19 protein-coding genes and 2 pseudogenes are annotated in these 19,874 nt (G+C 66.0%); 15 read left to right on the top strand and 6 right to left on the bottom strand.

What is annotated here, in order from left to right:
• Window positions 1-591, top strand: a 591-nt coding sequence (locus ACLP4W_RS10435) for a maleylpyruvate isomerase family mycothiol-dependent enzyme (RefSeq protein ID WP_442386055.1), incomplete at its 5' end; no start/stop codon positions are given.
• Window positions 592-634: 43 nt separating this feature from the next.
• Here the strand turns inward: ACLP4W_RS10435 and ACLP4W_RS10430 are convergent.
• Window positions 635-2,005: a PE family protein gene (locus tag ACLP4W_RS10430; protein WP_442386054.1), complete on the bottom strand. Its 1,371-nt coding sequence runs from the start codon at window positions 2,003-2,005 to the stop codon at window positions 635-637.
• 433 nt (window positions 2,006-2,438) lie between these two features.
• Here ACLP4W_RS10430 and ACLP4W_RS10425 point away from each other — a divergent pair, with 433 nt between their 5' ends.
• The 5 genes and pseudogenes from ACLP4W_RS10425 to ACLP4W_RS10405 all read left to right on the top strand — a co-directional run.
• Window positions 2,439-3,806, top strand: a complete 1,368-nt coding sequence (locus ACLP4W_RS10425; protein ID WP_442386053.1) for a PE family protein — start codon at window positions 2,439-2,441, stop codon at window positions 3,804-3,806.
• A gap of 33 nt (window positions 3,807-3,839) precedes the next feature.
• Window positions 3,840-4,403, top strand: a complete 564-nt coding sequence (locus tag ACLP4W_RS10420) for a nuclear transport factor 2 family protein (protein ID WP_442386052.1) — start codon at window positions 3,840-3,842, stop codon at window positions 4,401-4,403.
• Complete coding sequence (locus ACLP4W_RS10415; protein WP_442386051.1) at window positions 4,400-5,281, top strand: SDR family NAD(P)-dependent oxidoreductase; 882 nt, start codon at window positions 4,400-4,402, stop codon at window positions 5,279-5,281. The genes ACLP4W_RS10420 and ACLP4W_RS10415 overlap by 4 nt, the downstream gene beginning before the upstream one ends.
• Window positions 5,271-5,828 carry a nuclear transport factor 2 family protein gene (locus tag ACLP4W_RS10410; RefSeq protein ID WP_442386050.1) on the top strand — a complete coding sequence of 186 codons (558 nt, stop codon included), beginning with the start codon at window positions 5,271-5,273 and terminating at the stop codon, window positions 5,826-5,828. Before ACLP4W_RS10415 ends, ACLP4W_RS10410 begins: the two co-directional genes overlap by 11 nt.
• A 223-nt stretch (window positions 5,829-6,051) precedes the next feature.
• Window positions 6,052-6,252: pseudogene (locus tag ACLP4W_RS10405) on the top strand (TetR/AcrR family transcriptional regulator); the annotation flags it as partial.
• A 7-nt stretch (window positions 6,253-6,259) separates the two neighbouring features.
• Here the strand turns inward: ACLP4W_RS10405 and ACLP4W_RS10400 are convergent.
• Complete coding sequence (locus ACLP4W_RS10400) at window positions 6,260-7,180, bottom strand: LysR family transcriptional regulator (RefSeq protein WP_442386049.1); 921 nt, start codon at window positions 7,178-7,180, stop codon at window positions 6,260-6,262.
• A 115-nt stretch (window positions 7,181-7,295) separates the two neighbouring features.
• On the opposite strand from ACLP4W_RS10400, the gene ACLP4W_RS10395 reads away from it, so the two are divergent.
• The 8 genes and pseudogenes from ACLP4W_RS10395 to ACLP4W_RS10360 form a co-directional block, all read left to right on the top strand.
• Window positions 7,296-8,579, top strand: a complete 1,284-nt coding sequence (locus ACLP4W_RS10395; protein WP_442386048.1) for an aromatic ring-hydroxylating oxygenase subunit alpha — start codon at window positions 7,296-7,298, stop codon at window positions 8,577-8,579.
• On the top strand, window positions 8,576-8,899 hold the full coding sequence (locus tag ACLP4W_RS10390) for a hypothetical protein (protein ID WP_442386047.1): 324 nt from the start codon (window positions 8,576-8,578) through the stop codon (window positions 8,897-8,899). The genes ACLP4W_RS10395 and ACLP4W_RS10390 overlap by 4 nt, the downstream gene beginning before the upstream one ends.
• A gap of 5 nt (window positions 8,900-8,904) precedes the next feature.
• Window positions 8,905-9,735, top strand: coding sequence for a TauD/TfdA dioxygenase family protein (locus tag ACLP4W_RS10385; protein ID WP_442386046.1), 831 nt, complete (start codon window positions 8,905-8,907; stop codon window positions 9,733-9,735).
• Complete coding sequence (locus ACLP4W_RS10380; protein ID WP_442386045.1) at window positions 9,732-10,595, top strand: TIGR03619 family F420-dependent LLM class oxidoreductase; 864 nt, start codon at window positions 9,732-9,734, stop codon at window positions 10,593-10,595. The genes ACLP4W_RS10385 and ACLP4W_RS10380 overlap by 4 nt, the downstream gene beginning before the upstream one ends.
• On the top strand, window positions 10,585-11,784 hold the full coding sequence (locus ACLP4W_RS10375; RefSeq protein WP_442386044.1) for a cytochrome P450: 1,200 nt from the start codon (window positions 10,585-10,587) through the stop codon (window positions 11,782-11,784). The genes ACLP4W_RS10380 and ACLP4W_RS10375 overlap by 11 nt, the downstream gene beginning before the upstream one ends.
• A gap of 40 nt (window positions 11,785-11,824) precedes the next feature.
• Window positions 11,825-12,046, top strand: coding sequence for a hypothetical protein (locus tag ACLP4W_RS10370; RefSeq protein WP_442386043.1), 222 nt, complete (start codon window positions 11,825-11,827; stop codon window positions 12,044-12,046).
• Between the two features lie 637 nt (window positions 12,047-12,683).
• Window positions 12,684-13,217 (top strand): hypothetical protein, encoded by a 534-nt coding sequence (locus ACLP4W_RS10365; RefSeq protein WP_442386042.1) that lies wholly within the window; start codon window positions 12,684-12,686, stop codon window positions 13,215-13,217.
• A 176-nt stretch (window positions 13,218-13,393) separates the two neighbouring features.
• A pseudogene (locus ACLP4W_RS10360) lies at window positions 13,394-16,096 on the top strand (AAA family ATPase); the annotation flags it as partial.
• Here the strand turns inward: ACLP4W_RS10360 and ACLP4W_RS10355 are convergent.
• Both ACLP4W_RS10355 and ACLP4W_RS10350 read right to left on the bottom strand, forming a co-directional pair.
• Window positions 15,980-17,527, bottom strand: a complete 1,548-nt coding sequence (locus tag ACLP4W_RS10355) for a recombinase family protein (RefSeq protein WP_442386056.1) — start codon at window positions 17,525-17,527, stop codon at window positions 15,980-15,982. The pseudogene ACLP4W_RS10360 and the gene ACLP4W_RS10355 sit on opposite strands and share 117 nt — an antisense overlap.
• Before the next feature lie 101 nt (window positions 17,528-17,628).
• Window positions 17,629-18,333, bottom strand: coding sequence for a uracil-DNA glycosylase (locus ACLP4W_RS10350; protein ID WP_442386041.1), 705 nt, complete (start codon window positions 18,331-18,333; stop codon window positions 17,629-17,631).
• Window positions 18,334-18,382: 49 nt separating this feature from the next.
• Here ACLP4W_RS10350 and ACLP4W_RS10345 point away from each other — a divergent pair, with 49 nt between their 5' ends.
• Window positions 18,383-18,571, top strand: a complete 189-nt coding sequence (locus ACLP4W_RS10345; RefSeq protein WP_442386040.1) for a hypothetical protein — start codon at window positions 18,383-18,385, stop codon at window positions 18,569-18,571.
• 634 nt (window positions 18,572-19,205) lie between these two features.
• On the opposite strand, the gene ACLP4W_RS10340 is transcribed toward ACLP4W_RS10345, so the two are convergent.
• Both ACLP4W_RS10340 and ACLP4W_RS10335 read right to left on the bottom strand, forming a co-directional pair.
• Window positions 19,206-19,478: a nuclear transport factor 2 family protein gene (locus ACLP4W_RS10340; RefSeq protein WP_442386039.1), complete on the bottom strand. Its 273-nt coding sequence runs from the start codon at window positions 19,476-19,478 to the stop codon at window positions 19,206-19,208.
• A 32-nt stretch (window positions 19,479-19,510) separates the two neighbouring features.
• Window positions 19,511-19,874 (bottom strand): nuclear transport factor 2 family protein (locus tag ACLP4W_RS10335; protein WP_442386038.1); only part of this gene is annotated, 364 nt, incomplete at its 5' end.

The raw sequence follows: 19,874 nt of genomic DNA, 5'->3' as shown, positions 1-19,874 counted from the left end.
GCGCTCGCAGACGATCTCGCCGGGCTCGACGATGCGCAATGGGCGCAGCCGTCACTGTGCGGGCGGTGGATTGTCGAGGAGGTGGTCGCTCACCTCACGGCCGCCGCGAGCATCGGTCCCCTGCGCTGGTTCGCCAGTGCGCTGGGCGCACGATTCGACTTCGATCTGCACAACGACCGGCGTTTGGCCGAGCACCGAGGCAAAACACCCGCCGAGACGCTCGAGCGGTTCCGGCGCGTCATCACCAGCACCACCGCGCCACTGGGACCGACCGCCGCATGGCTGGGTGAGGTCATTGTGCACGCTCAAGATATTCGGCGACCCCTTGGACTCCTCCGCACACCCCCCGTCGACGTCGTCACCCCGGTAGCAGGTTTTTATGCCCGGCGGGACTTCACGGTCGCCGGCCGAAGCTCCATCAATGGTCTGCGCTTGGAGGCGATCGACGGTTCCTTCGCGAGCGGCACCGGCCCGCTCGTCAGCGGGACGACCCTGGCGCTGACGATAGCGATGGCGGGGCGCCGCGCCTACTGTGACGATCTCACCGGCCCAGGCGTCCCCACTCTGCGCGCCCGATGCTCCGCCAGCTGACCAGCAGCCACAGCGAACGAGAGTCGTTCATTGCCAGCCAAGTTCAGGCCGGTGTCAACCCGTTGTTTCCGTTGGGGCCGCCAATGAAATACGCGCCGAAGCCGCCGGGGCCGCCAACGCCCGGGGTGATACCAATGCCACCGTTGCCGCCGTCGCCGCCGACGCCGAAGAGCAGGCCGCCGTAGCCGCCCTGGCTGCCGTTACCCCCAAAATCCAAACCGGCCGCGCCGTAGCCGTTACCGCCGTGGCCGCCGACGCCGAAGAGGAGGCCGCCGAGCCCGCCCAGACCGCCTGTACCGCCGCGGCCGCCGGACAGGGCGGCCCCGCCATCGCCGCCGGCTCCGCCGACGCCGAAGAGAACGCCACCGTCACCGCCGTATCCGCCAACCCCGCCCGTCCCGCCGCTGGTCAGGGCGGCCCCACCGGCCCCGCCCGGGCCGCCGAGGCCGAAGAGGAGGCCGTCGCCGCCGCCGCCCTGGCCGCCCTGGCCACCGATGTTGCCGGAGCCGACGGCCGCCCCGCCGGCACCGCCGGCGGCCCCGGTGCTGAAGTAGCCGTCGAGGATGTCGCCGCTGCCGCCGTCCCCACCGATGCCCGCGAGCCCACCGCTGCTGGTGGTGGCGCCGCCGGTGCCGCCAACGCCGCCCAAGCCGAAAAGATAGCCGCTGCCGTCGCCGCCGGCGCCGCCCCAGCCGGCAACGAAGCCGCTGCCCCCGGCCCCGCCGATGCCGCCGTTGCCGAGCAAGAACCCGCCATTCCCGCCGAAGCCGCCGTCGCCGGCGACGCCAAGCGGACTGGCCCCGCCGGTCCCGCCCATGCCGCCGTTGCCGAGGAGTCCGACGGCGTTGCCGCCGTCGCCGCCAAAGCCGGCCTGGCCGCTGCCGATGGCCGTCCCGCCGGTCCCGCCGGGGCCGCCGTTGCCGAACAAAAACCCGCCGCTCCCGCCGCTCCCGCCGTTCTGGCCGGGCGCGCCGGAGCCACCCGCTCCGCCGTTGCCCCACAACAGCCCGCCGTTTTGGCCGTTGGCGCCCGTTCCCGGAGTACCGTCGGCGCCATTGCCGATGAGCGGGCGCCCCAGCAGCGCCTCGGTGGGCGTATTCAATAGGTTGAGCAGGTCCTGCAGGGGATTGGCATTGGCGGCCTCGGCACCGGCGTACGAGCTCGCACCGGCATTCAGAAGCTGGACAAACTGCTGGTGAAATGCCGCCGCTTGACCACTGATCGCTTGATAGGCCTGCCCGTGCGCGCCGAACATCGTCGCGACGGCCGCCGACACCTCATCGGCGCCCGCAGCCAGCACCGCCGACGTGGGGGTCGCCGCCGCCGCATTGGCCGCACTGATGCTCGAAGCGACATTCGCCAAATCCGAAGCCGCTGCCGTGACATATTCCGGTGCCGCGATTACAAACGACATATCAACCTCCGGACGCGCGGCGACTGCCCAGAATCACCGAGTAGCAAATCGTATCGCTGTCCCGGCAGGCTCGAGTCTCGTTTCCCAGTAGGTTTTCGAGTCGGGAGTCGGTGCGGCAGCAACGGTCTGACTTAACACGCCTTCCATGAGGCGGAGCTAGCCGCACGCTGAGTTCGGGCTGTGAACCGGTTCGCCTATCGCGCCGTTCACGCCGAACAGAAGCGGGCGTCGCCGACACCGCTGAAGAAGCTGCCGAGCCCAGCCACGCGCGGTCAGCGGCACGACGACTTCCGCCCCGAAGCGCCACCCCTGCGGATTTGTAATCGGTTGCCCCTGAACGCGCTACGATTTTCTAATCTGCGCGTGACCAATGCTGGCCAGGCGATTCTGGGTCACCCTGCCGCATCGGTCATCGCGTGGTGGGAGGTATCCCATGTCGTTCGTGATCGCGACCCCCGAACTGGTGACGGCGGCGGCAATAGATCTGGCGAATATCGGTTCTACACTCGACGCGGCCCAGTCGGCCGCGGCGGCCCCGATGACGGGGATCCTGGCCGCGGCTGAGGATGAGGTGTCGGCGGCCATTGCGGCGCTGTTCTCGGCCCACGGTCAGCGCTTTCAGGCCCTTAGTGCGCGGGCGGCGGCCTTTCAGGAGCAGTTTGTCCACGCGTTGACCGCGGGTGCGGGATCCTACGCCAGCGCGGAGGCCGCCAATGTTGCGGCGTTTGCGGCCAATCCGACGCAGACCATCGAGCAAGATCTGCTCAACCTGATCAATGCGCCCTTCCTGGCGCTGACTGGGCGCCCGCTGGTCGGCAACGGCGCCAACGCGGCTCCGGGTACGGGGCTAAACGGCGCGCCCGGTGGGTGGCTGCTTGGCGACGGCGGGTCGGGCGGGTCCGGCGCGTTCGGGCAGAACGGCGGTAACGGCGGGGCTGCCGGGCTGGTCGGCAATGGCGGCCCCGGCGGAGCCGGCTCAGGCGGCGCGGTGTCCGGCACCGCCGGAGGGAACGGCGGGGCCGGCGGGCTGCTGTTCGGTCACGGCGGTGCGGGGGGCACCGGCGGGAACGAAGGGGCGGGCAATGGCGGGGTGGGCGGCGCCGGCGGGGCTGCCGGGCTGTTCGGCACCGGCGGCACGGGCGGCACCGGCGGGATCACACAGCTCATGAACGGCCTGGGCGGGATGGGTGGCGCGGGTGGCGCCGGCGGGGTGTTCGGCACCGGCGGGATTGGCGGCACGGGCGGGTTCGCCCTTGCCGGCACCGGCGGGGCCGGCGGCATTGGCGGCAACGGCGGCCTCCTCGTCGGCTCCGGCGGCACCGGGGGCACCGGCGGCACCGGCACCGACGTCGTCGCTTCGGTCGGGGACGGCGGCAACGGCGGCAACGGCGGCAACGGCGGCCTCCTCTTCGGTTTCGGCGGCGCCGGCGGGATGGGCGGCACCGGCGGCGGCAGTCCCCTTATGGGCGGGGTCGGCGGGTCCGGCGGGGTCGGCGGGTCCGGCGGCATGCTGGCCGGCTCCGGTGGCGCCGGCGGCATCGGCGGGTTCGGCCTCGGCGCCGGGGGCACTGGCGGGGGCGGCGGCAACGGCGGCCTCCTCGACGGCGACGGCGGTACCGGCGGTACCGGCGGCAACTCCTTGAATCGCGGCGGGAGCGGCGGTGATGGTGGCAACGCCGTCCTGATGGGCGACGGCGGTAACGGCGGTGACGGCGGGTCCGGCACGACGACGGGCACCGGGGGCCAGGGCGGCACCGGCGGGCTGCTGTTCGGCCTGAACGGGATGAACGGGTTACCGTAGCCGGACAACAGGGCCGTGGAATTGTTCTATGCCATGAACACTCCGAGTCACGAACTCGCAGAACTGCTGGATCGCGAAAAGATCCGGAGCTGCCTCGCGCGACTGGCCAGAGGCGAGGACCGCCGAAACACCGAACTCATCGCGGACTCGTACTGGCCGCAAGCGGTCGTCGATCACGGCATCTTCACCGGGACATTAGTCGACTACCTGGCCTGGGTCGTCCCCGGCTCCCCCGACATCCCGGTCACACAACATCTGCTGGGGCAGAGCGTCATCGACCTCTACACCGACACCGCGTTGGTGGAAACCCACGTGCTGGCATACCACCGGGTTTCCGCCGAAAGCGAGCATCGCGACACCGTCATCGGCGGCCGCTACCTGGACTGGATGGACAAGATTGACAACGAGTGGCGGATCTCGCGGCGCACCATGGTCTACGACTGGGTCCAGGACCTGGGCGAATCCGTCAACTGGACAACAGGACTCATGGGTATGCCGTTCGACGCCAACCGCTACGCGGGACGCGCTGCGGGTGATTACAGCGAGCGATTCTTCGACGACCGGTGGAACCCCGCGAGGGAGGACACCACCGAATGACCTTACTGACAGGCAAAGTCGCCGTCGTCACCGGAGCAAGCCGCGGTGTCGGCAAAGGCATCGCGGCGGCCCTCGGTGACAGCGGTGCCACCGTGTACGTCACCGGTCGCACCGCGGCAGTCGGTGAGCACGAACTGCCAGGCACGATCGGCGAGACAGCCGCAGAGGTCACCCGACGGGGCGGTACCGGGATCGCCGTGCAGCTGGATCACGCCGACGACGGTCAAGTAAACGCCCTGTTCGACCGCATCCGAGTCGAGCAGGGCCGGCTCGACATTCTGGTCAACAACGCTTTCACGCTGCCCGATGACCTCACTGACCCGAAACCGTTCTGGGAGAAACCCCTCTCCAACTGGGAGATGGTCGACGTCGGCGTGCGTTCCAACTTCGCCGCCGCCCGCCTCGCCGCGCAGATCATGGTGCCCCAGGGATCCGGGCTGATCGTCGCGACGTCGGGCTACGTCGGCGTCACCTACACCTACGGAGTCGTCTTCGGACTGTGCAAGACAGCCGTCGACCGGATGGCCCGCGACATGGCCATCGAACTACAACCCCACAACGTCGCGTCGGTATCACTGTGGCAAGGACTGACGATGACCGAACGGGCACAACGCAATCTGAGTGCTCGCCCCGAGATGACGAAATCGATCGTCACCCGTCCCTCTGTGGGCTGCTCTCCGGAGTTCCCCGGCCGGGTCATCGCGGCACTGGCCACCGACCCCGATCTGATGAACCTCTCCGGGGGCACCTTCATCACCGCCGAACTCGCACAACGCTACGGAATCTCCGACATCGACGGCAAAATCATCCCGTCGCTGCGCGCCGAACGGGGATCCCCTATCTGGCAACCAATCACGGGAGCAGGCCATGGATGCTGACCAACTTGCCCGGTTCGGACGCCTGCTAACTCGTCAGGACATCACCGACTGTCTGACCCGGTTCTGCCGCGGCATGGACCGCTTCGACCGTGACCTCTTCCTCTCGGCATTCCACCCCGACGCCGAGGTTGCCGCCGGCGACTTCGTTGGCGGGCCAGCCGATCTCTACGAGTGGGCACACAACATGCACGCGCAGGCGCAGATCGCTACGCAACACAAATTGCTCAACAACACCTGCGACGTCGACGGCGAAATCGCGCATTCCGAAACTTATTACCTATTCGCTGCCCGCAACCTCGACGAATCCAACTGGATCGCCGGTGGCCGCTATTTCGACCGCCTCGAGCGTCGCCACGGCCAATGGCGGATAGCGTTGCGCACCAACGTGATCGAATGGTCCGGAGTGCTGCCGACCATGCCGATACCGTTCGCCGACGTACCCGATATCGGAGCCAACGGCGATTCAGCACGGGACCGAACCGATCCGTCCTATAAGAGGCCCCTCGTCAACCGTCGCAACCCCCACAACCCGCACACGTCTGCGTGATGCATCGGCGCGACTCGTGAACCTAGGCGGCCGGCTTATGACTGCGCGGCCGCCGGCCGTCAAAACTGTTCCAGGACTGCGGCCTCAGCTCGATGATCACGCGGTCCTGGTCAGCTAGCGCGCGGGCCATCGCCGTCGCGGCCGCGTCGTCGGGGCCGCCCGTCGGCAGAAGGCCGGATAGAACCAGCTCCCGACGGCTGGGCCAGTGTGCAAACTGGCGGTCGTCGAGGCACTGGCGACGTTCATCGTCAAGGGCCTCGACCGAATGGACGCAGCCCTGCTGATCGACCCTTTGACGTTCGCGCAGGTGCTCGTCGCTACCAGCGATTCCGTCGTGCTCGGGAGCCAACTCGACGACGTCGAGCTCTACCGGCCGATCCTCGAAATGTACGTGTCGGTGATCAAACTGCCCGGACGCGAATGAGGCGGCGTCAGCTTCGCGCCGAGTTCTCGATGATGATTTCGCACGCCGTGTCGTAGAACGCGCTGATGAGTGTGGAGAAGGAGAGGTGGAAGGGATAAATCATGTGCACATCCAGCCCGTCGGCGCTCCATTCCGGTAGCACGGGCACGATGCTGCCATCGCGTAACTCGCTGGTGCAGATGATTTGGTTCGGCATCGCGCCGATGCCAAGTCCTTGCAGGATGTATTGCTTGCACACCTGAAAGCTGTTGGCGCGGGCCCGCACCGGAGGCGACAGCTCGTATCGCCGTGCCTGTTTGGTCACGATGAGCTTGCGTGGGCCGCCGCTGACACCGCAATCGATGAACGGCAACTTGTTCAATTGCGCGGGAACGGTGATGGGGTCCGCCACTTGCCGCACGAATTCCGGCGATGCGCAGAGAAACAACTCGAGGCTGAAGACCTTCCGCGCGATGAGTGTCGAATCCTGCAGCGGCCCGGTTCCGAACGCCACGTCGAAGCCATCCCTGACCGGGTGGACCGTGTCGTCGACCAGTCGGATATCCAGCCGCGACTGGGGATAACGCTTGAGAAACACAGCGCCAACTCTGGACGCATAATCGATGCCGACGAAGACCGGCATGGCAACCCGCAGCTCACCTTGCGGCTCCTGTTTACTGCTCTCCACCAACGCACGGACGCCATTCGCCTCGGTCAGGATCTTCACCCCGTGTTCGTAGATCTTCTCGCCGAGGTCCGTGACCGTGAGCTGATGGGTGTTCTTGCGTAGCAGCTTGATCCCGAGGTCGGATTCCAGCTTGCTGAGCTTGCGACTGACCGTGGATTTGGGCATGCCGAGCAATGAGGCCGCCTTCGACAGGCTGCGGCACTCCACGACCTTGCCGAATATCAGCAGCGCATCGACATCGAACGGGAGGTTTTGCTCCATCTCCTGCAGTGTTCCAGAAATGAAACAGGGTGTTGCAGTTTGGCCCCTTTTTGCAGGTCTTGACAGATGTTACGTTCGGCCCGAGTGGAGTCCGGGTCGATTGAGGAGCACTCTTATGAGTACCGAAGCCCTGGTCACGAAGCCGGCGAGCGGACATTGGACCGATGCGTACCCGGAGCTGGGTCGCGGCCCGGTGTCTCTCGAGGACTGCGTTTCCGAGGAGTTCTACAAAAAGGAACGCGAACACGTCTTCAAGAAGACCTGGCTGTACATGGGTCGCGTCGAGAGGGTGCCGCGGTCCGGCAGCTATTTCACCCGCGAGATGAGATTTCTGAACACCTCGATCATCATCGTGCGTGGCAAGGACAACGTCATCCGTGCCTTTCACAACATCTGCGCGCATCGCGGGAACAAAATCCTGTGGAGCGACGACCCGTTTGAGGAAGTCCAGGGCCGGGCGCCGTTGCTGTATTGCCGATTCCACGGCTGGCGCTACAACCTGGACGGCTCGCTGCATTCAGCCACCCGCGAGGATCTGCTCCTCGACTTCGATGCCGACAGCTGCCGGGTGCCGGCGATTCAATGCGAAGTCTGGGAAGGCTTCATCTTCATCAATCTCAACCCCGACAACACCGAGTCGGTTCGCGATTTCCTCGGCGACCTGGGGAAGGGACTCGAGGGCTATCCCTTCGAAGGGCCGCACCAGGTATACCGATTCAAGGCTGAGTTGCAGTGCAACTGGAAGATATTCGTCGATGGCTTCGCGGAGAGCTACCACGGGCCGTATCTGCATGCCTCGTCCTTCGGCAACCTCACGGCGGAGGCCAAGGAGGCCCTGAACAAGCCCAATCCCTTCACCGACGCGTTGTTCTTGCAGCTCAAGGGTCCGCACCGGATGTTCTCGTTCGCCGGCGAGCCCTCGCAAAGAACTCCGTACTCCAAGCCCATCGAGTGTGTGATGGAGGCCAGTGCAGCCGGACCCTGGACCAAGCGGGTCGATCGTGGCCCCATGCCGCCCGGAATCAACCCCATCCGGTCGGAGAAGCACGGCTTCGACTCGTACCAGTTTTTCCCGAACTTCGTGCTGATCTTCGGCGCGTCCGGCTTCACGGTCCACACCCATTGGCCCACGGGGCCGCACTCGCACATCTTCGAAACGGAGATGTACTACCAGCCCCCGAAGACCCATAAGGAACGGCTGGGGCAGGAGCTGACGGTAACGTTCCTCAACGACATCATCCTGGAAGACGCCAGCCCGTCTGAAGGATTGCAGGCGATGCTGAACAGCGGCGCCCTTACTCATTTCACGATGAATGACGAGGAGATCCTGTTGCGCCACCTACACAAGGTGGTTGGCGACTACGTCGAGGCCGGCGAGAAGGCGAAAGCCGACCGATGAACGCTTCTCTCCCGCCTGAATTTTCGTCACTCGAACACCTGGTCCCGGACTGGGCCATCGAGGACGGGCACGAGCGCTATCTGAAGCGCGTGAACAGTTCCATGGACGATATCCGGGCGTTCTACGACGAAGTCTTTCCCCAGGCCGAGGACGCCGTCGCCTACATCGACAAGTTCGATTACAGTGAACCGCTGCCCGAAGACGTCGCGAATCTACGCAACCTGCTCTACTCGCTGATCACCGTCTCACTGGCGGTCGAGCTGTGGAAGCAACCGCGCGTGAAGCATTCAGCGAAAACCATTCTCACGAGAGTGAGTTGATCAGCATGGGACTCACCGCTGCCCAATTGGACGTCATCGACCTCACCCCGAAAATCGGTAGTGAACTCAAGACCGATCTCGACACGCTACTCAGTGGCGATGCGGCTGAGACTATTCGCTCCACCTTGGAGCGACGCGGCGTGATCTTCTTCCGCGGCCTCCAGATAACCGACGAACAACAGGTCGCCATCGCCAAGACCCTCGGCAACATCGTGCAAAGCGAGGGCGAGGACGGCATCTACAAGATCTCACTCGACAAGGACGTCAACCAGCGAGCCGAGTACCTGAAAGGCTCGATGTTCTGGCATTTCGACGGCTCGCTGCAGCCCTATCCCAATCTTGCCGCCCTGCTGCGAGCCATCAAACTCTCGGAAACCGGTGGGCAGACCGAGTTCTGCAACACCTACGCGGCATACGACGACCTGCCACAGGCCGACAAGGAGGCCATCGCCGACCTTCGGGTCGTCCACAGCGCGGAGCGTTCGCAGTACTACGTGCGCCCAGAGATGAGCTACGAGGAGATCACGTTCTGGCAGAAGTCGCCCACCAAATCATGCCCGCTGGTGTGGACCCACCAGTCCGGGCGCAAGTCCCTACTGGCAGGTGCGACAGCGGATTACGTGATCGGTATGCCCGTGGAACAGAGCCGCGCACTACTGGCGCGCCTTCGCGACTGGGCCACCCAGCCCAAGTACGTCTACCGGCATGACTGGCAACCGGGCGATCTGCTCATTTGGAGCAACACCGGCACCATGCACCGAGTGCTGCCGTACGCGTTCGACAGCGGCCGGCTCATGCACCGGACGATCCTCGCCGGAGAAGAGCCCTTGCATTGAAACTCGGTATCGCCACGCCCGTCGTCACCAACGTCGCCGGGGCTGCGTTGGAGTGGGAAAAGGACGCCACAGTCGAGGACATCGGGCGCGTCGCTGAGGCCGCGGATCGGCTCGGCTACCACCATATGACGTGCAGCGAGCACATCGGCCTACCCTCGACCGAAACCGCGCGGCGCGGTGCCCGCTACTGGGATCCGCTTGCCACCTTCGGCTACGCGTCGGCCCGCACAAGCCAGATCCGGTTCGCCACCATGACCCTGGTGTTGGGATATCACCATCCGCTGGCGATCGTGAAACGTTATGGCACACTGGATCATGTCAGCGGTGGCCGGGTCATCCTCGGCGTCGGCGTGGGCTCGCTGAAGGAAGAGTTCGACCTTCTCGGCGCACCGTTCGACGATCGCGGCGCCCGCGGCGACGACGCCCTGCGGGCATTGCGTGCGGCGCTGGCGAGTAACGAGCCGGCCTATGACGGTGATTTCTACTCGTTCAGCGGCCTGACCGTTGACCCCTGTGCGCTGCAGCCGCACATGCCGATCTGGGTCGGTGGCCGCACCAAACGCTCGTTGCGACGAGCGGTCAGGCTTGCCGACGGCTGGTGCCCGTTCTACGTCTCGATCGAAACGGCCGCGGAGTGGCTCCAATCGTTTCAACTGCCCGCTGGTTTCGAGGTGGTGATGCCCGCCGACAAGCCGCTCGATCCGGTCGGTGAGCCGGAGGTGACGCGGGAAATCCTGAAGACCATGGCCGCAGGAGGGACCACGATCCTGTCCGCGCGGTTCGTCCATCACTCGCTGGCTCATTACCTTGAGCAGATTCATGCGCTCGCCGAACTGAACGAGGATCAACATGACCGCTGAGGCAACCGACCACGTCTACTACGACCCGTGGGACACCGGCCTCAACGCCGACCCTTATCCGATGTTCAAGCGGTTGCGGGACGACGCACCGCTGTACTACAACGAGCGCCACGACTTCTACGCGCTGAGCCGATTCGACGACGTCAATCGCGCGCTGGTCGATTACCAGACCTTCAGCTCCGCGCGGGGCGTGGTGCTGGAAATTCTGAAGTCCGGCATGGAGATTCCTCTCGGGACCGTCGTCTTCGAAGATCCCCCGATCCACGACATCCATCGCAATCTGCTCGCTCGAGCTTTCACTCCACGCAAGATCAACGCCCTCGAGCCCAAGGTCCGCGAATTCACCGCGCGATGCCTCGACCCCCTGGTCGGCGGGGATCGGTTTGACTTCGTGAAGGATCTCGGCGCAGTCATGCCGCTGCGCGTGGTCGGCATGCTCTTCGGCATCCCAGAGCACTTTCAAAAACTTGTCCAAAAGGACGGCGACCGACAATTCCCCATCGAACGTGGCGGGCAGTTGGATCATCGCGGCGGCGCAATGACCGTCAGCCAGGTGTTCGGGGAATTCATCGACTGGCGGGTGGATCACCCCGCCGACGACCTCACCACAGAGCTCCTCGAAGCCGAATTCGAAGACGAAACCGGCACACTGCGCCGACTACATCGCGAAGAACTCCTGATGTTTATGAATGTCGTTGCCGTCGCTGGCGCAGAGACGACCACCCGCCTCATAGGCTGGTCGGGAAAGCTGTTGTCGGAGCACCCCGATCAACGCCGCCGACTGGCGGCCGATCGAGCGCTCCTGCCGGGAGCCATCGAAGAAATCCTGAGGTACGAGCCGCCGGCCTTGCAGGCAGCGCGGTATGTCACGCGCGATGTGGAGTACTACGACCAGACGGTGCCTGAGGGCAGCGCGATCCTGACGTTGATCGGCGCGGCTAACCGCGACGAACAGCGGTTCGGCCCCGATGCGGAGGACTTCAACATCGCCCGCCCAGTACGCCAGCACCTGACGTTCGGCGTCGGTGCGCATTACTGCCTGGGTAACGCGCTGGCCCGGATCGAAGGGCGCGTCGCACTCGACGAGGTATTGACTCGCTTCCCGGACTGGGACGTCGACCTCCCCAACGCTGTTTTCTCATCGTCATCGGCTGTTCGCGGCTGGGACAGCATGCCGGCAAGCATCTGACCACCGCCACTGCGCCTGAAGAGCAGTCGAGGAGGCCGAGATGTCGATCGAGGTAACGGATCTGACGCCCATCGGGCACGGCCTCGAACGACCCGAACATATGGTTGTCACGGCAGACGGACGCATCTTTGCCTCGGATAAGGGCTCAGCTCTCGCAGAGATCCTCGGCGAGAACAGGATTCGGCGGATCGGGGACGCCGGCGGCGAGCCCAATGGAATCGCCATCGACCAACTAGATTCGCGGCACCGCCGGCGGTCGTAGCCGTCGACTGAAGCCAGATGTCGTCATTGATGATCGCCTTCGAGGGGCGTACACCGTATGGCGGGCCTTCGGCTTTTCTGGTGGAGCTAAGGGTGGAGCTAAGGGGACTCGAACCCCTGCCTCTACCTGCGGAAATGCCTTCTGACCTGCAGGCTCACTCCGTCTCGTTCCGACTCAGTCCCGCTCATTACCTGCGGTTTTGTTTTCGGGTCTTGACGGCGTCAAGAGTGGAACCCGAGCAGGAGAACCACCATGGTGGCACGGCCGGCTTCTGCGGCCCCAGCGCACCCCCACCTTCGTCGGCTGCCCCGAGCGCGGTATCGCCCGCCGGTCGACGCAAACGCACCCGAAGCCGGCCGGATCGATGATTCGTCGTAGCCGCAGGGCGGATTGGGTCATCGACGAGTGGACTCACGGTGAAATCAGCCGGCTCGATTAACCCCGCGAGAATTCTATGGGTTTGCGGAGCCGGTCGCTCGGCAGTAGTCAAACAACGTGGCTGAACGGGCTCATACTGTCACTGCGGCCATGTCGCCGCCGCGACCGGCGGCGCCGGGCGCGAGAGGGGCGCGTGAGTCTGATGGCTTCTGGTTCCGGAGGTTCGCCCAACCGGCACGGCAGTCTACGTGGCATCGCCGTGGCGATCGTAGTCATCGCCGCGGTCGTTGGGGTGTGCTGGCTGTTGTTTCTGATCATCGGAGCCATCGCCGGAAGAGCTGGGGACTTCTACCACAAGGTGGTGCGACTGCCGGCGCTACCCCACGAACTCTTCTGGGGCATGCTCGGAATCTACGGGGTCGTCGTAGGCCTCGTCGTTGGGGTCGCGGTCGTTCAATTAAATGACGCGAATTCGCGATTGGGTCTGCTTATGTGGGCCATCGCCGCGGCCGTGATTCCGCCCGCCCTGCTGCTGGTGCCGGTACATGATCAGGCTGTGCCCACGGGAGTGCCGACGCTCGACCAGCTTGGGATCGGTCAGCATGTGGAACATTGCGGGTCCTTCTATGCTCAGCAGTCATCTGAATTCGAATGTGTCCAGGAGTTCAATTCCAGATCGCGATGGGCAGTGACCATCGCGGCAATCGCCATCATTGGTCCCATGGGCTGGCTCTATCTCGAAGCACACAAGGAAGACAAACAACGAAAATCTGGCGACGACACCACAGGATGACGGCGGCGGCGTTAACTTGGCCGACTTGCAACGCGCCAATAATGGCCGTGGGACTGTGACCAAGCGCGTTTCATCTGTCTCGATTGAGACGACATATGAGGGTCTCAAAACTTCGTGTCGGAGATCGCACAGCGATATGGCGGGACATCCCTGATCAGCGGTGACATGATACTGACGTGAACCCCAGTGGGGATGGCGGCGGTGGACTGTCGGCCACGGGGCTGATCTGCGGTTCCTGCGGCGCGCAGTCCAGCCCGACGGCCAAGTTCTGCGGCGAGTGCGGAACCCGACTCTCGCAGGCCACCCAGTCGGCTGAGTACAAGCAGGTGACCGTCTTGTTCGCCGACGTGGTGCACTCGATGACCATTGCGGCAGCCGTCGGGGCGGAGCCGCTGCGGGAGATCATGACCGGCCTGGTAGACCGCGCTACGGCGGTGGTGCAGCGGTTCGGCGGCACGGTCGACAAGTTCACCGGGGACGGCATCATGGCCGTCTTTGGCGCACCGACGGCACTGGAAGATCACGCGCTGCGCGCCTGTCTGGCTGCGCTCGGTATTCAGGATGAGGTCAAGGGGCTGGCGGTTGAGGTTGAGCGCCACCACGGTGTGGACCTGCGGCTGCGGATAGGCCTCAATTCCGGCCAGGTCATCGCCGGTGAGATCGGTTCGGGCGCTACGGGTTACACCGCGATTGGTGAGCAGGTGGGCCTGGCGCAGCGGATGGAGTCGGTGGCGCCGCCGGGTGGGGTGATGCTCAGCGAGTCGACGGCGCGGTTGGTCGAGGGCGCGGCGGTGCTGGCTGAGCCGGAGATGGTGAACATCAAGGGTGCCGAGGATGCGGTGTCGGCGCGGCGGCTGCTGGGGGTGGCGTCGCAGCCAGGGGGGATCGGTCGCTTTGAGACCACGTTGGTGGGACGTCAATGGGAAATGAACACCGTCACAGCCATCCTCGATCGATCGATCGGTGGCCACGGGGGTGTGGTGTGTGTGAGTGGAGCGGCGGGCATCGGCAAGAGCCGGCTGGTTCACGAGACCGCCGCGATCGCGCGCCGCCACGGTGCCGAGGTGTTTTCGACCTTCTGCGAGTCCCATACCGGTGACATCTCGTTTCATGTGGTGGCGCGGCTGCTGCGGGCGGCCGCGGGGATCAGCGATCTTGACGGTGAGGCCGCGCGGGCGCGGGTGCGCGGCCAGGTTCCCGACGGGGTCGACCCGCAGGATCTGGTGTTGCTGGATGACCTGTTGGGCATTCGTGACCCGCACACCGAGCTGCCGCCCATCGACCCGGCCGCGCGGGGGCGGCGGTTGACCGCGCTGATCAACGCGGTGTCGCTGGCGCGCACCGAGCCGGTGCTCTACATCCTCGAAGACGCGCACTGGATCGACGCGGTCAGCGAATCCATGCTGGCCGGGTTCTTGAAGGTGATTCCGCACACCCCGTCGATGGCGCTGATCACCTACCGCCCGCACTACCACGGGGCGCTCGCGCAGGTGTCCGGCGCGCAGACGGTGGCGCTGGCACAGCTGGGTGATGCGGACATCTCGGCGTTGGTCGGTGAGCTGGTAGGCCCGGATCCGTTGGTGGGCGCGGTGGCCGCGTTGATCACCGAACGGACCGCCGGTAACCCTTTTTTCGCGCAGGAGATGGTGCGCGAGCTTGCCGAACGCGGTGTGCTCGAGGGCGAGCGTGGTGGCTACCGGTGCCGCGCCGATGTGGCCGAGGTCAGCGTGCCGGCCACCGTGCAGGCGGTCATCGCCGCACGTATCGATCGCCTCGAACCGGGGGCCAAGCAGACGCTGAGCGCCGCGGCGGTGATCGGATCACAGTTCAGCCCGGATCTGTTGATCAGCCTGGAGATCGATCCGGCCCTAGAGGCGCTGGTCGAGGCGGAGTTGATTGATCAGGTGAGGTTCGCCCCGCTCGCCGAGTACGCATTCCGGCATCCGTTGATCCGCGCGGTGGCCTACGAGTCACAACTGAAATCGGAGCGTGCCAAGCTGCACCGGAGCCTGGCCGCGGCCATCGAGGCAGGCGACCCGGGATCGGTCGAGGAGAACGCCTCGGTGATCGCCGAGAATCTAGAGGCAGCCGGCGATGTGCAGCTGGCGTATGGCTGGCATATGCGTGCCGGCGCGTGGTCGACGCACCGCGATATGGCCGCGGCGCGGCTGAGTTGGGAGCGCGCGCGAGAGATCGCCGACGCGTTGCCCCCCGACGATCCGGGACGCACCGCGATGCGTATCGCGCCGCGCACCCTGCTATGCGGCACCGCCTACCGAGTCCATGCCGAAGACGCCCTGACGCGCTTTGAGGAGCTGCGTGAACTGAGCACGCTCGCCGGCGACAAGGCATCGTTGGCGATGGGCATGGCCGGGCAGGTGATGGACCACTGGGTTCATGCCCGCGTGCGGGAGGCGTCGGCGCTGGCATCCGAACTCATGGCCCTGGTCGAGGCGATCGCCGATCCGACCATGACGGTCGGGCTGTCGTGGATACCGACACTGGTCAAGATCGAGACCGGCGAATACACCGACGTGCTGCGCTGGTCACAGGCCGTCATCGAGCTGGCCGACGGCAACCCCACCAAAGGCAACTTCATCATGGGGTCTCCGCTGGCGTTCGCCCACGCCACGCGCGCGGTAGCCCGAGGGGGCCTGGGCCACCCGCTGGCAGAGGTGCTGCCTGCCCTCCCCGTCGCCGTCGCGATGGCCCGTGAGACGGACCCGACGACCCATGCCATGGTTGTCGCCTTCACTTACGGACTAGGGATAGGCGTCAAGGTGCTGCTGGCCGACGACGCCGCGCTGGAGCTCATTGAAGAGGCGCTGCAGATCGCCGAACGATCCGCTGACGATTTCAGTCTCGGGGACGCGCGCCTGCAATGCAGCGGCGGCCGGGTTCCAGGTGAGGGTGATTTCGTGCTCGCGCAGGTACCCGATCACCTCGCCTGGGCTTACCGTGCCCGTTACGTCGGCTCCGGCTCGGGTCCGGCGCCGGACCCGCGTGGCGGGGGTGGTGAGAAACAGATGCAGGGCGGGCAGGTGCGGAAGCAGCTTGTCCTCGCGGATATAGGTGTTCTTCGGCCGGGACGGGTCGGGCGCCATCGCGCTGGTACGGCCGTGCCGGCACCGGTAGGCGGCTTTGCCGTTGGACCAGGCAGATTCCATCCGCCGACCGCACAGCCCGCAGGCAAGCAGCCCGGCCAGCAGGTACCGGCGGAGCACGGGCTCATCTTGCGGTACCGGACCACGCGAGGCGTTGATGCCCTGCGCGGCGACGAAGTCGTCCTCGCTGACCAGGGCCGGGTGCGCGGGCCGGTGGGAGATCACCCATCCGTCGGGCAGGTTCCACCGCTGCACGGACTTGTGCCCGAGGGTCACGTTGGCGGGGTCGGCCAGCTCGGTGTCGGTGCGCTGCCGGTTCCATACCTGCCGGCCTGTGTACCGTGGGTTCTCCAGGATCGTGGTGATCGTGCCGAGTGTCCAGCTCGTCCCGGTCCGGTGCGTGTTGCGACCGGGGTCGGCCGCGGACGGGCACGGCACCCCCGTCTCATTCAAGGCACGCGCGATCCGCGCTACCGAATGCCCGGCCAGGCGCTGGGCGAAGATCCACCGCACGACGGGTGCCGTCTGCGGCTCGGGTTCGAGCTTGTGTGCCCGCCGTCCCCACGCGGCGTGCGCCTTGTTCGGGTGCGGCCCAGCATCGGCGAGCCGGTACCCATACGGGGGACGGCCGCCGAGGTACCGGCCTTGCTCCCTGGTCTGGGTGGCCATCGCGGTGCGGACCCGGATGCTGGTCCGGGTGATCTCCCGCTTGGACGACAGACCCAGGACGGTCAGCGCCTTCTCATCGTGCTCGGATGCGTAGTCGACCCGGCCGCCGGCCTCTGGCATCCACAGCTGCACACCGTAATGCTCGAACAGCGGTGCCATCGCCGCGTACTGGCTGCCGTAGAACGCCCGCTCGTACTCCCCGATCACGATCGCGTCCCACCCGCGCCCCGGGTCGGCCAGCGCCGCCACGAGGGCAGCGGCCCGCGGGCGGAGCGCCCACGCAACCGTCCGGGACTCCCCCACATCGAACAGCTCCGCAACGATCTGCCCGTGGCCGCGGGCCAGCGCCTCGGCCTGCTCGCGCTGCCGGGCCCGCGGAGTGACCGGGTCCTGCCAGTCCTCGGTCGACACCCGCCCGTAGAACACGAACCGCAGCCGCCCCGGCACTGGCCTTCCGGCCGTCAGGCGGCCGGCGCGACGCAGAGCCGATTCCTCCGCCCATTCCGCCAGCCCGCTTCCGGCTGCTGCTGCGCTCATCGCATTCCCCTCCTGGCGCGGAAGAAACGCTTTCCCCTATTCAGGATCGCCCAATTTATGCGGCCCCGTCCTCCGATCAGCCGGAATACAAAGACGGCCGGTTACCCCATCCCGCCAGGGACATGACTCGTGTCGGTTTGCTGAGATCGCGGTTCATGGTCAACGAGAGGCCAGGCGGGAGACCCCATGACAGATGCCGCCAGGGCGAAAGCGTTGCGAATGCTGGCTTCACGCAGTTCCCGCTCGACCCGGTCCGGGGTCTGAAGCGCCTGCCGGCTGGTGTGGTAGGTCGCCAGCCAGACGATGCCCCGGCGTTTGACCAAGTCGTGATGCTCTCGCAGGAAGAGCTTCCAGCCCTTGGCCGCCGCGGTCCCGTGGAGAATCACCACGCGCAAGCGGGGGATCAGGCCGATCAGGTCCCGGAGAGGCTCGACGCCCGCGCCCAGCTGTCCCGCTGTCGGGTTGCCGTTGATGAACCACGGGTAGGCATTCCACGGGACGACCCGGCCGTAATCGATGCCGGCCTCGCGGAGAAACCGGCCCATCCGCTCGGCGCTGGGATCGTCGTTCTCGATCGACAGAAAGCCGCTGCCGTTGATCCCGCCAGCCATCGGACCCGGATCCCTTGACACGCCCAGCGCCAGTGCGTCGATCCCTCCGCAGATCGGAGGGATGTACGGAGGATGGTCGTGCTCGTTTCCCGCGCCCAGCTTGTCAACGAACTGGTTGATGGCCGCGACCCTGCCCGTGTAGCGATGCGCCCACTGGTCGTCGCGGTAAGCCTTGACTCTCATCATCCGGGCCATACCTGGATCCTCTAGCAACATCCGAGATACGCTCCGCAGGCTACGGCTCATGCCGCCAGGCTTGGCGGTGTTCCGGCTCAGCGACTGGCTGCCCTACCTCACCGCCTGCCGCGTGCTGGCCCGGCAATGCGGTCTCACCCTGCGCCAGGTGGACCGGGCACTGTGGATCGGCGACGGCGGCCAGGCCTTGCCGGGCACCAGCCGAGCTAGAAGGACGTGTGGGAGAAGCCTGGGGTAGCAGATCTGGTTAGGCAACTGAGCGGCATCTGCGCTCAGAACTGGGGAACTAAAAGATCGCCGACACGTGACGCGCAACGGCGGCATACCTAGGGGCACAGAAATGCCAGTTCGGCACACAATTGAAGCAGCTGTGCTGACATCAGATTGGCCGATCATAACGGCGGCTCCGGGCGCGTCGGTCGCAACGAGGGAAGATGACCGAGCGTAACAGCACCGGCGATGTCCCGACGACGCCTGCCGAATAGGCGTTGCTTGTTGATGACGAATTCGCCTTGGCTGTGTCGCACAGAACCGTCAGTTCTGGAGTCGTTTGCTACCCCATCCCTGACGATGCCGGCCGAGCAGGGATCGGGAGTGCGTCAGATGCATCGTGGCCCTGTGATGGGTCGTCCTGGTTTGCTGGCCCGCGGGCTGGGCTCTGCTGGCGGAGTGAGAGCCCAGCCGATGGCTTCGAGAGGGGTCCAGGACGTGGCCCGGGGGCGCTTCTGGACCCGGGTCAGGGTGTCAGGGCGGCGGCGACCTGCGCGGTGTCCTCGGAACTGCGGACGTAGCACACCTTGCCGTCGCGGAACTTCCAGTAGTGGTGCATGTTCATCGCGACGTGGTTTGCCGGTCGCGGTGACCGTGAATGCTTAGCGGATGAATACCATCACGTCCCCCTCATCGTCGGCGGCGTAGGCCAGCGGGGTGAACTCGGTGACCGGCCCGGTCGTGCCGATGGCCTGAAAGAAGCTGACCACCCCCTCCTTGCCGTGCCTGGGGCCGTACCACGGTGCGGACGGGATGGCCGCGTCGGTGGACCAGTCGATGTCGTCGGTGACCCGGTCCAGGATGGCCGGGACATCACCGCGGCCGAACGCCTCGTACATCTGCCTGGCCATCTCAATGTTCTGCTTGGCGCTCATGATCTTTGCTCCTCTGTTCCCGGGGAACCGGATCAGGCCCAGAACGCGGCCACGGCCGCCGGGTCGCCGACGAACTGCTCGATGGCGCGCACGCGGCCGCCGTCCACGGTCACGAGCACGACCTGCGGCCCGTCCATCGCGCGCCCGTCGGGGCGGCTGGCGGTGAGTCGCACGAGCACGGCCACGTGGCCCTCGCCGTCGGCCATGACCGACTGCGGCTCGGCATGCAGCGTGCCGGCGGTGAGCAGCGCCGATTCGGTCAGGTAGGCGATGATCGCATCGGCGCCGCGGTGGATGCCGCCGAGGCGGTCGTCGTTGCGGAGATGCCAGGTCGCGTCGGCGTGGAACAGGTCGCTGAGCGTGGCCAGGTCGCCGCTGGCGAACGCTCCGAAGACA

The sequence above is a fragment of the Mycobacterium sp. genome, assembly GCF_052145595.1.
In the GTDB taxonomy this organism is placed as follows: Bacteria; Actinomycetota; Actinomycetes; order Mycobacteriales; family Mycobacteriaceae; genus Mycobacterium.
The sequence above is the reverse complement of the archived record's forward strand: the minus strand, read 5'-3'. Positions and strand labels throughout refer to the sequence as shown.